The sequence below is a fragment of the Parahaliea aestuarii genome (assembly GCF_008064635.1).
In the GTDB taxonomy this organism is placed as follows: domain Bacteria; phylum Pseudomonadota; class Gammaproteobacteria; order Pseudomonadales; family Halieaceae; genus Parahaliea; species Parahaliea aestuarii.
The window spans coordinates 1-10,974 of the sequence record NZ_VRYZ01000013.1 but is presented as its reverse complement, the minus strand read 5'-3'; the positions used below and the strand labels follow the sequence as shown (position 1 = coordinate 10,974).

The 10,974-nt window shown below is 54.8% G+C and carries 8 protein-coding genes and 1 pseudogene; 5 read left to right on the top strand and 4 right to left on the bottom strand.

Translation table 11 applies throughout. The annotated features are described in order from the left end of the window. Window positions 1–3: 3 nt before the first annotated feature. From FVW59_RS19375 to FVW59_RS19365, 3 genes are all read left to right on the top strand, one after another. Window positions 4–162: an IS3 family transposase gene (locus FVW59_RS19375; protein WP_425468420.1), complete on the top strand. Its 159-nt coding sequence runs from the start codon at window positions 4–6 to the stop codon at window positions 160–162. A gap of 52 nt (window positions 163–214) precedes the next feature. Beyond that, window positions 215–802: a hypothetical protein gene (locus tag FVW59_RS19370; RefSeq protein WP_148066034.1), complete on the top strand. Its 588-nt coding sequence runs from the start codon at window positions 215–217 to the stop codon at window positions 800–802. Between the two features lie 157 nt (window positions 803–959). Further along, entirely contained in the window at window positions 960–6,344 is a 5,385-nt protein-coding gene (locus FVW59_RS19365) for an NACHT domain-containing protein (protein WP_148066033.1), read from the top strand. 359 nt (window positions 6,345–6,703) lie between these two features. On the opposite strand, the gene FVW59_RS19360 is transcribed toward FVW59_RS19365, so the two are convergent. Both FVW59_RS19360 and FVW59_RS19355 read right to left on the bottom strand, forming a co-directional pair. Further along, on the bottom strand, window positions 6,704–7,747 hold the full coding sequence (locus FVW59_RS19360) for an IS91 family transposase (RefSeq protein ID WP_148066032.1): 1,044 nt from the start codon (window positions 7,745–7,747) through the stop codon (window positions 6,704–6,706). A 1-nt stretch (window position 7,748) separates the two neighbouring features. Beyond that, a complete protein-coding gene (locus FVW59_RS19355) occupies window positions 7,749–8,648 on the bottom strand; it encodes a tyrosine-type recombinase/integrase (RefSeq protein WP_148066031.1) in 900 nt (299 codons plus the stop codon). Window positions 8,649–8,823: 175 nt separating this feature from the next. Here FVW59_RS19355 and FVW59_RS19350 point away from each other — a divergent pair, with 175 nt between their 5' ends. Continuing rightward, window positions 8,824–9,216 (top strand): hypothetical protein, encoded by a 393-nt coding sequence (locus FVW59_RS19350; protein ID WP_148066030.1) that lies wholly within the window; start codon window positions 8,824–8,826, stop codon window positions 9,214–9,216. 114 nt (window positions 9,217–9,330) lie between these two features. Beyond that, on the top strand, window positions 9,331–9,780 hold the full coding sequence (locus FVW59_RS19345; protein WP_148066029.1) for an N-carbamoyl-L-amino acid amidohydrolase: 450 nt from the start codon (window positions 9,331–9,333) through the stop codon (window positions 9,778–9,780). 51 nt (window positions 9,781–9,831) lie between these two features. On the opposite strand, the pseudogene FVW59_RS19340 reads toward FVW59_RS19345, so the two are convergent. Together FVW59_RS19340 and FVW59_RS19335 are read right to left on the bottom strand one after the other, a co-directional pair. Beyond that, window positions 9,832–9,978 (bottom strand): annotated as a pseudogene (locus FVW59_RS19340) (IS110 family transposase); the annotation flags it as partial. An 88-nt stretch (window positions 9,979–10,066) separates the two neighbouring features. After that, window positions 10,067–10,786 carry a metallophosphoesterase gene (locus tag FVW59_RS19335; protein ID WP_148066028.1) on the bottom strand — a complete coding sequence of 240 codons (720 nt, stop codon included), beginning with the start codon at window positions 10,784–10,786 and terminating at the stop codon, window positions 10,067–10,069. Between the last annotated feature and the right edge of the window lie 188 nt (window positions 10,787–10,974).

Sequence of the window (10,974 nt, the reverse complement as noted above, 5' to 3'; positions counted from 1 at the left end):
AAAGTGGAGCTGATCTACGCGAAGAATTATCAGTCGGTTGACGAGGCGAGGTCGGGTATCTTTAGCTACATTGAAATATTCTATAACCGCAAACGAAGGCACTCAGCGAATGGCGGGATTAGCCCTGTGGCATTCGAGGAAGCGGCAGCATTAGCTGCTTAGGTTGGGTGGCTACTTTTTGTGGGGAACACCACTGCAAGGGTCTGGAGTAGCAATGGAAGCTGGAGATTGGATTTCCTTATTCATGGCATTGATTGCCTCAGGTTCGGCTGCAATTACATACGTGGTCTACAGGTCAGCGACTGATCCAGAAGTAATAGTGTATGCGGACGTCGATAGAAAAAGACCATCAATTGTTAATCTAATTATAAAAAACATAGGTAAGGGTCCTGCATTAGACATTACATTTCATTCAACAAGACCATTGCCGGCCGAAGCGTTCAGTATCGATATCCCAAAGGATATGCCCAAACAAATGGTTACTGGCCCTATCATTACCGGAGTGCCGTATCTCGCACCAGGGCAAGAGATAGTTTTAACTTGGGGGCAATTTGGAGGTCTCAAAAAGTATCTGGGTGACTCTAGTATCACAGTTACTTCAAAGTACCGTCGTCCGAAGATGTTGCGTCCGCGCTCTGCCTATGTTTTTAGCGACAGCAAACTTGATATCACACAGTTCGAGCATTCCGACGCCAGCGACCACAATTGGGGTCCAAAGCTAGTGAAAGCACTAGAAGCTACAAATAAAGAATTGAGTGCAATTAAACGTAGTTTGCAGGGAGGGAGTAATGTCAGCAGTTAACAAGGCCAAGCAGCGGGACGCGCTTACAGCGCGCCCTTGTTGGCGGCGTTGGGCAGGCAAATGAAACATAGTCATGACCATGCCGCGCAGATAGTGCCTGCAGTCACAAAATTGGCTCCTCGACTTATAACTAGTCCACGAATTTTACAGGCTAGCGATGCCACAATCACCTGAACTCGCCGGCGGCGAAGGTTTTACCTTTGAAGGGGACGCGGCTGCGTTCTACCTCACCGCATTGCTAGCCGAGGCTTTTGCACCCGGCATTGATGATCGAATCGTTGTCCGAGTGTCGGTTCAGCAGCGCGACTTCGGCGAACCGCTCGATGATGTAATCGTCGATTTTGGAGGGATAGCAAAGAACCCCGCTCGACTTAGCCTCCAGGTGAAACGTTCACTTACGATCAGCAAGGCAAAAACGAACAAAGACTTTCGCGACATCATCCGAGACAGTTGGGCCACACTCAAAAAGTCCGACTTCCGCATCAATGCTGATCGCTATGGGGCAGCGGTTGGCACGGTTACGCCTACCAAAGAAAGGGCGCTCAAGACCCTTTGCGATTGGGCCCGTGAAAGTCTGACAGCTGACCATTTCGACGCTCGCTTTGCGAAAGATGGCAGCGCTAGCGCCGACATCACAGCGGTCAAGAACGACGTCATTGCCCTACTGGAAGAGGCGAAGGGGACACCGTGCACGAGTGAAGAAGTGCATCAGTTCCTGGCGCACTTTGTGCTCATCCAGTTCGATTTCCTTCGAGAAGGAGCCACTGATCCGCCTGATGCCATTAATCGCATTCGAGATTGTCTCGTGCCCGATGACGCAGCCAAAGCCCCACTCGTCTGGTCGCGGGTCGTTCAGTTAGCCCGCGCATCAGCAGGGAAGTCAGGCCAGTTTGATCGCGCGCGGCTTGTGCGTTCGATCTCATCTGTCGCACGCCTTCGAGGCGCGACGTCCTTGTGCCGAGATCTCGACAAGTTGAAGGAGCTCGCAAGGAGCTACGAGAACCTTATTCCGGACGATGTTGGCGGAATAAAGCTCGACCGAACCTCGCTCCTTGAGAGGCTGGACGCCAAGCTTACCGCAGCCCGTGTCGTCCAGGTCCGAGGCCTGCCAGGAAGTGGCAAATCAGTCTTGGTGAGGCGAGCGGTACAACGCGCGCTAGAACGCGGACCGGTCCTCTTCCTCAAAGCCGAACAGCTCGAAGGCACCAGTTGGATCAGCTACGCGGCCTCGCAGAGACTCTCTGGTGCTCCCCTGGAGCAACTTTTCGTGGAGATCGGAGCCGCCGGCACTCCCATTTTGTTTATCGATGCAATTGATCGCATTGAGAAGGAGCACCAGCCCATAATCCTCGACGTAATCCGTGTCATCGCGGAGTCGCCGCTGCTCGATAATTGGCGCGTCGTTGTCTCCCTGCGCGACACAGGGATTGAAGTGCTTCGCAATTGGTTAGGCCACTTCCTTGATGTCCTGAAGGTCGAGACGCTTGACGTTGGTCAGCTGAGCGACGAAGAGGCTGAGACGCTTGCAAAAGCCAAACCACACCTGAGGCCACTTCTGTTTGGATCAGCGCAGGTGCAAGAGATCGTCCGACGCCCCTTTTTCGCGAAGGTGCTGAACCAGAGTTATGTGGCTGACACCAGCGTCCCGACATTCGTTCCCCGATCTGAAGTCGATTTGATAGAGAATTGGTGGCGGCGGGGTGGCTACAACGAGACCGGCCAAAGCGCGATTGAGCGTCAGCGCGCATTGCTCGACTTGGCACGTATTCGTGCCCGCCAGCTAAGCCAGCCGATTCGCATTAGTCAGCTAACCTCGGCCGCACACATTGATGATCTAAGATCGGATGGCATACTTCAGAACGCTCGTGAAGGGATCTCCGTCCGCTTCGCTCACGATATTTTCTTCGAATGGGCCTTCTTCTATGTCCTGGCTGATCGCGGGCCCCAATGGATCGAAGAGATCAAGACCTGCGGCGAGCCGCCAGCGGTCGCACGCGTCGTCGAACTTGTTTCTCAATGGGAGTACGCACAGGGAGAAGACTGGCCAACGTACCTCGCCCAAACCGAGGGTTCGGACCTTAGATCACAATGGCTGAGAGCGTGGCTGATCGGTCCCCTCGGAACTGCGAGGTTCGAAGCTGATGAGGGCCAGTTCGCGACGGCCGTCTTTGCTGACGACTTCCGGCTTTTCAGAAAGGTGCTCGTCTGGTTTCAGGCGGAGAAGACCTCTCCGAATGCGAGTATCCTGGCTGGAACGCTCCCACAGGAGCAACGCCAACGGTTCGCTGATCTTCTCGGCTGGCCTTCCGACTTCGCCGCGTGGCGTCGCCTCATCGGCTTTATTCTCCGGCGCGTTTCAGATATTCCGCAGAGGCTCTATCCGGAGGCAGTCGCAATCTTCGAGGTCTGGCAGAACGCCCTAGCCGAACTTCGCAACCCGACGTCTCGCGCTCTTTTACAACAATGCGCTATCTGGCTCGCCGCCATCGACGCGCTCAGTACCGCTGATGGACCTGACGAAAACTCTGAGTACTGGGCGCGGGTGCCCGACTTGGGCACTTTCCGAAAATCTCTTGGCCAACTTCTCTTAAGATCGTCGAGAGCCGAGCCGACCCTTGCGGCCGACTATTTGCAGCGGGTCGTCACTTTAGAACGCATCCGTGATGATGCGTTTCATGACATCATTGCCTACTCACCTGTACTCGCCCAATCGCTGCCTCAGTCGATCGTTGAGCTTTCACTGGCTTTCTTGCGCGAAGAGCTTCCTGACGAGCAAGTTGCCCGTGAAAAGCAGGAGCTTCGGGCCGCATCCGAGTGGCGCAAGGCCATTCTGGCCAAGCCTGAAGCCGAGCGCACGCGTAAACAGCAAATGGCGCTTTCCTTCGGTGTTTCTTTGCGAACGGTCGGCGATTTCAGTTACCACGACTGGGAAAGGCTTTCGATCCACGACGACTACCGAAGCTTCTCGCCCCCTTCGCCGCTTAGAGAGCCCTTTCACTCACTTTTCCAATCATCACCCGACGAGGCCCTGCGTCTCTTTCGAGAACTGTGCAATCACGCGATGACCGCGTGGCGACAGCTGCATCGTTATTCACGAGACCGTGATGGCACCCCCATACCGCTCGAACTGACATTTCCTTGGGGTACCCAAAAGTTCTGGGGCACCGACCGGGAGTATCTTTGGTTTCGGTCGACGTGGGCGCCCAATGCCATCGGCTGCGGGTTTATGGCGCTTGAGGAGTGGTGCTTCGCCGAGCTTGAGCGTAACAGGTCCGTCGACGAGTTGATCCAGCGAATCGTCGAGGGGAACGAGTGTATCGCTATCCTAGGCGTCGCGTCGATGCTTGCGCTCCATACTGAGACGGTGTCCGAAGGGACGTTGCCGCTCTTCACCTCACAGCGCCTGTTGGCGGCAGACCATTACCGAATGGCGCAAGATTTCTCGTCAACTGCGAACCTGATCGGCTTCACGCAACGCACCGACATGCCGCACGTAGAGGCGATCCAAGCAGCAAACGCCCGGCCGGTTCGCAAGACACAGCTTAGCTGGATGGTGCCCAGGTTCATCTTTGAGCCTGGACCCATCAGTGATCAAGCCCGTGAAGCAATACCTAATTTCAAGAACGATCTGCCATTTCAGTACGAAGAGCACCGCGACATTCCTGAGGCACGGGAGGACCTCACAAAGCAGGCCCTCAAATATGCCGAGTTGGCGGACACAGAAAACTATCAGGCCTACCGCACGGAAGAGGGTTCGGATCAAATAGCGATTGTCCACGTTAGCCCTTCCGCTGCTGAGCCTGAAAATGTCGCCAGGGCCGAAGAGGCTACTAAGTACCTCAGGCTGACCGGCCTTTGGACGTGGGCATCCAAATCATTCGAAGAGAAGACGTTGAACGACACCTATACGATAGAGGATGCCATTGTGTTGTCCAAGGAAGCGGACGCCAGAGACTTATTCGAACACCCGGGCAGCGAGAATGAAGAAGAACAGTTGGGAATGCGTCGGGGTGCAGTCGCCGCCACGGCGGCCATAGTGCTTAACTTCCGAGAAGGCTGTACACACGAAGACCTTGAGTGGGCTCGTGGTGTCCAGGAACGCGCGATCCGTCTGCCAGAAAAGTTCGATCTGATGTGGTCCCCCAGTTCCGTCGTCCCATGGCACCAGGGGATCTATGTGGCCCGAGGCCTCGCAGCGGATCTCCGCGAAGGTACAGCGGCACGCGGTGCGACTCGCGACCTCCTCGGGCTGATTGCACACCCACTGGAAGTCGTTTCGTTGGCCGCGCTCGAAGAAGCCTGCAAGCTTTGGCCTAAGGACTCCAAATTGACTTGGGCCGCGCTGATCTTGGCATTTTCACTCTGCCACGTTCCTTCTCGGCAGCGGGAACAGCCCCGTCAACACGGTGAAGCAATCCATACATCGAATGAAGCACAAGCAGCTGTCAACGCGGCGCTTGCGTTCTATGAGTATGGAAGAGGATGGGCGCCTCTCCCGTTACCGCCTCCAGCCTGGGTGAAGGTCGAACCCGGGAAGGGTCGGCGTGGGCATCAAAGATATGAAGATTACGACTTGGATGATGCAACCGACGCTGCTGAGGTATGGGGTGAACCGGATGTCTTCTGGCACTCAAAGCAGGCTGCAGAAGTCCTTCAGCGCATCCCCTTCGACGAGGTTATAAACAGCAGTGCAAAGAGCGTGCTTCTCGACTTCCTTGCCAGTGTTCTCGACTGGACCAACCAGAAAAATGCGCCACTGTGGGTGAAGCCTGGACGCCGTGATCGGTCAGCGACCCAGATCTTTGAGTGGACGCATACGCTCGGATCAAGGTTGGGTCACGTGGCTGGCCTTATCCCGCTTGCTGACTTTCAGGCCCGCTTCCTTGACCCGATTTTGGGTCTCGAAGGCGACAATTGCTGGGCTCTCCTCTCTCCACTCGCGAGCACCTACGTCTGCGCTTACCTGTACGATGCGCCGGTCGTTCCAGCCGACGCGGTCGCGACGCTTGACCTCTGTCTCGGGCGGCTTCTCCAGGCCCCCGCCTTCATGCGCGACACCTACCGAAGCGGAGAATTCTCAGGCTTCGATCAACCCAAGCTTGTTCGCACGTTGATGTTTGTCTCAGTCGAGCGCGCGGACTTGGCCGCTCGCTACGTCAATGGCGACTGGTCCGAAATCAGCCGCATTCTGCCATTGATTGATCGTTTCATTCGCGCTGGCGGATGGGCTGCTTCCGTGATGGACCCGTTCTTGACGCTCTGTGAGCGAGCTAGGGCCAACTATCCGGCCGAAGCCTTCGCGGACCAAGTGCTCGCAATTATCGGCGACGGACCCGACAATCTAAAGGGTTGGCATGGAACGTTCATTCCGGCGCGAATCGCAGAACTGGTTCAGCACTTTGCACATCGTGACGCACCAATGACACTGGCTATAGCTCAGAAATTCCTGCGGATCCTCGACATGCTGGTCGACATGGGCGACAGGCGAAGTGCGGCGCTTCAGCTTGGTGAGGCATTTCGCGAAGTTAGTTTGCCTTCCTAACCATAGAAGCTCGTGCCATTAGTGCGTATGCGGCTACCTTGACTCTGTACTAGACGTCTAAGGAGCAATAAATCGGGGGCTTCCCTGAGAAACCCTTGAGCTAATCGCGCCCAACAAATAAGGATATGTCGCGCGTCAGCCGCGACCTATCCGATTGTTGAACAAGCCCGGAAGCTGTTGCTGTTTATAAGCAAATAAATAATCGTAGGGTTGGCGGTTTGCGGAGGGCCTTGCGCGGCAGCATTTTCTTCAGTCGAGCGCCAGCCTCGCCGGCTTGGCGATGGTTAACACATCGCTGTGTCATCGGTAATTCTCGCCCTCCTGTTTGAGAATGGCGGGTGTATGGCGTCAATGCAGACCTATCCCGGTTCCCAGCGTCGCCGCAGGCCACAGACGTGCATGTCCCCGCGGCAATGCGGACAGGTAAACACCTTGCGGGCCTTCCTCAGGGACTCGGGTACCGGGGTGCGTAACACCCACTGGACGAGACACAATAAGGCCCTGGCATTGCCGTGGAGGAAGCCGTAGTCCCGCGCCCGGCGGAAGCCTTTGGGCAACACATGCTGCAGTACCAGGGCGATGAACTCCTCCCCGGGCAAGGTTCGGGTTTGCCAGCTGTTGGTACGGCTGTCCTTGTAGCGGAAGGTGATGTGGTCGCCATCGTCTGCCAGCAAGTTCCGGTCACTGATCACGCCGCGATACAGATAGCGGGACAGGTATTGCAATGCCTGCAAGCCGCGACCGGCCTGTGTGCAGTGAACGATCCAGCGCCGCGGGGTGGCCGGTGGCCTCAGGCCGCTGTCTGCCAGGGCCCCTAGGAAGGCGCCGCGGAAGGCGGCGGCCAGTGCCCGGCCATTGAACAGATAGTCGCCCTTGAGCCCGCGCCATTCACGCCGGCGTTGGTGGATTCCGCCGCCCGGCACCACGATGTGGACATGAGGGTGGTAGTCCAGCTGACGGGTATGGGTGTGCAATACGGCACACAGGCCAAGCTCCGCGGTGAAGCCATTTTTGTTGTGGCCAAAGCGCCGCAGGGTCTCGGCGGCACAGCGCATCAGCAGGGTATAAACCGTTCGGGGATGCCGTTTGGCCAGCTGTCGTAAGGCAAAGGGCAGCGTGAACGTGACCAGATAGTAAGGCACGGGCAATAGCTTCTGCTGCTGGCGCGCCAGCCACTGCTGGGCCGCTTCCTGCTGACATTGGTTGCAGGCCCGGTGTCCGCAGGAGCAGAACCGGGTGTCGGACCGGTGGCACTCCTGACAAGCCAACACCAACTCGCCGTACTGCCCGGTACGGCAGCCGGTGATGGCATTACAGGCGGACCATTGATCTGCGGTCAACGTGCCGCCATGGCGTGCCAGAAAGCGCCCTCGGTAGCGCTCGAACACCGTCGCGAGATCCATCTCAACACCCCCAGCGGATGCGCATCTTCGCGACCAGGCGATTGATGCGCTTGTCGGTGTCGGTCTGGGTCACCTCGGTCAACTGCGTATACAGCGCGGTGGTCTTGGGGCATTCGTGGCCCATCTCATGCTGGATGGCGCGCAGGTTCACACCGGCTTCGACCAGATGCGCCCCATAGCAATGGCGCAGTGTGTGAATGGTGACGGCCTTGTGGATACCGCAATCCCGGAGGATGGCTTTGAAGGACTTCTGCAAGCCACCGCGATCCATGGGTTCGGCAGCCTCAACCCGCTCCTGCGGGCTGCGGCCGCGGGGGAAGATCAGGCTCGGGTTGCGATGACTGACCCAGTAGCGGCGCAGGGCCTGAAGACTCACCCCGGGCAGGGTGACGAAGCGATCCTTACGCCCCTTCCCTTGGCGGACATGTACCTTCATGCGGTCGCCATCGATATCCCCCACCCGTAGGTTCAGGGCTTCGCCCAGGCGCAACCCCATACTGAAGGCCACCAGAATAAAGGTCTGGTAGCGCAGCTCGCGCGTGCCGTTGATCAACCGCTCGATCTCCTTCAGGGTGAGGATGTCGGGCAGTGACTTCTTCCTGGGTGGTTTGACGATATCCACCCAGACCCAGTCCTTCTTGAGGACGTGCTGGTAGAAGAACTGTAAGCCGTTGCGGTCCACCTTGACGGTCGACCACGAGTGCGTCTCTACCAGCGACGAAAAGTAGGCTTCGAGCTGTTCCTGGCTCAGGGTGTCGGGGCAGGTGTCCCAGAACTGGGCGACACGCCGAACGGCGCGGGCATAGGAATCAATGGTGCGTTCTGCCTTGCCCTGCCGGCGCAACGCGCTAACATGTTTGCGGTACAGTGATTGAAATTTCTGTTGCTGTGCTGTGTTCATGATAATTCCTCCTGTGGTCGTGCTCGGGAGAAGCACGTGGAGGAATTATTTGCCCATTGGAGGGATTGTGCTGATGCTTTGCCGCGTAGCGGCTTCGTTCAACAAAGCAAGCAAGCGGGACAATTGTTACGCTGCGCTACACAATTGCTCGAAGCGTTAGCTCCCAAAGGAAACGATGAATAAATTCTATATTATTGCCCTTTGTTGTTTGCTGTTTAGCTGTACAAAATCGGCAGAAAAAATTACGAGCACTACGGTTAGTGTGTACTTAAATGAGAGCAACTGCACGATGTATGAAAAAATAATGGCTGGCTCACTGGCAAAGCATCAAATCATTATTCTGGAAGCCGCCCCTGTATTCAGCTTGTATCAGTCAAGAAAAGCAGACGAAAATATACTCCGATTCTTTGTTGAAAAGTATCAAAAACAGGATGGTATCCTTTCCGAAGAGGATAAAAATGAGCTGGCTAATTTACAATCATCACATATATCTTGGGCCAACATGACCAAAGAAGCCCAGGACTTCACCTATAATTTGGTATTTAACGGATGCCAACCAAAGAGCTAGCAAGCGCTATCACGCGGAGAAAATTTCCGCTGGCTGTCCAAATTGCCCGGTTTAGCGGGCGCTAGCATTCTCGGAGGTCTAGTGAGTAAATCACCATATCTAAAGGATCAAAGATTGGCCGATGTCATTGCGGCGATTCAAGTAATGGGCACTTATAAGTTCTACAAGCTTGATTTTTCTGGCTGGTCAAAGCGAATAACTGGTTCAGAGAGCAATGCTGACTATTGGAAAACTGTGTTTTCTGAACACCCGGAGTTCTTTCGATTAAATGAGGAGAAAGATAAAGTTTCTCTCGTATGGAGACGTAGTCATCAAAGAAATTTTCATGTCGATAGGCAAGAAATACTTACTCGAGATCAAATATATTCCCTTCCAGAGCAAGAAAAAAACACAAGAATATCTCGTACCCCACTATCTAACGGCGATACGGCAACTCTAGTATCAACAGCAATTGATCTACACTCTAGAGCCATAGAGAGTGAGAAAGAGAAGCGATGGCTATTACCATCATTAGTTACAATATTGGCGGTTTTTCTTGGTGCCATCCTTCAATCGTGGTCTTAAAAAATTCTAACAAGCGACTGTGATCTGAACGTAACCCTGTAGCCAAAAATTTTATGTCATCTGCCATGCTCTTTGGTCGCGAACCATGGCATTCAAAATCACCATCATTTTCCGCATGCACGCGGTGATGGCGATTTTCTTATGCTTCCCTTGAGCAACTAGGCGTTGGTAGAACTCGCGCATGACAGGATTGTGCTGCGTCAGCGACTAGGTTTCAGAACATCGATAGGGTAAAGTAGCTGGTGTCTATACCGATATCTTTGAAGCGGCCTTATTCTGAGGCGGGCTAGTATTTCTCTCTCGAGGGAAGTCCAGGTTGTGCGGCAAATATAGCTCGAAGCTCTCCTTCTGACCGAACTGACAATCTCCCTGAACGCATCAAAGTATCAATACAGACATGCGATCCATAAACGGTAGGCGACTCGATATTTTGGTGCCCACACACCAAGAAGGACAACAGATTATCTCTAGTAGCCCCAAGTCGGTCTTTGCGGGCCCATAACGCGAACTCGGCCTCGCTGTTCGATATGTCTTCGCCATTGATGATATCAGCCCAGTATCCTCGCCAGCCTGCGTGAATCACACCTATGGGTTTGTTGCCGGAATTTGACTCTATGGTCAGGGCGCCAGGCAATGACAATAAGGTTGCTAGCGCTTGTTCTCGCTCTACTTCATCAATGCTGTCGAGCCAGGCACCGCCATTACGATACGAAAGGGCCCTTGCATACCTTCCTGCATCGCCCGTCCACTCAAGAGCGTCAATTGACATGTCTTCATGGTTGCCCCGCACGGCGTAAAACCAGGGTTCAGTCGCGAGCTTGAGGCACTCGAGCGAGTTTGGGCCACGATCAATAATATCGCCCACACTGAATAGCCGGTCCGAATTTCTGCTAAAACCCACTGAGTCCAATTGCTGCATCAGCACGTCATGCTCGCCGTGGATATCACCAATGAAGTAGTCAACGCCTGTAGTATTTGGCGCTACGATTACGTGCTTGATCTTCATAGGCTGTTTCAGCTTGGCAGTGTCTAATACTTGGGCACAAGACTACACTTGGCAGCCGAGTTGTAATCCCCCCATTTTTAACCGCCCGTTTGAGTAGAGGGTTATGCTGCCTGTAGCAGCTGGGTTGGAGGTATTCCCCCGATGGCCGAATTTGGCCGCTCGTTATTGTATTCCCAAAGCCACTGCGT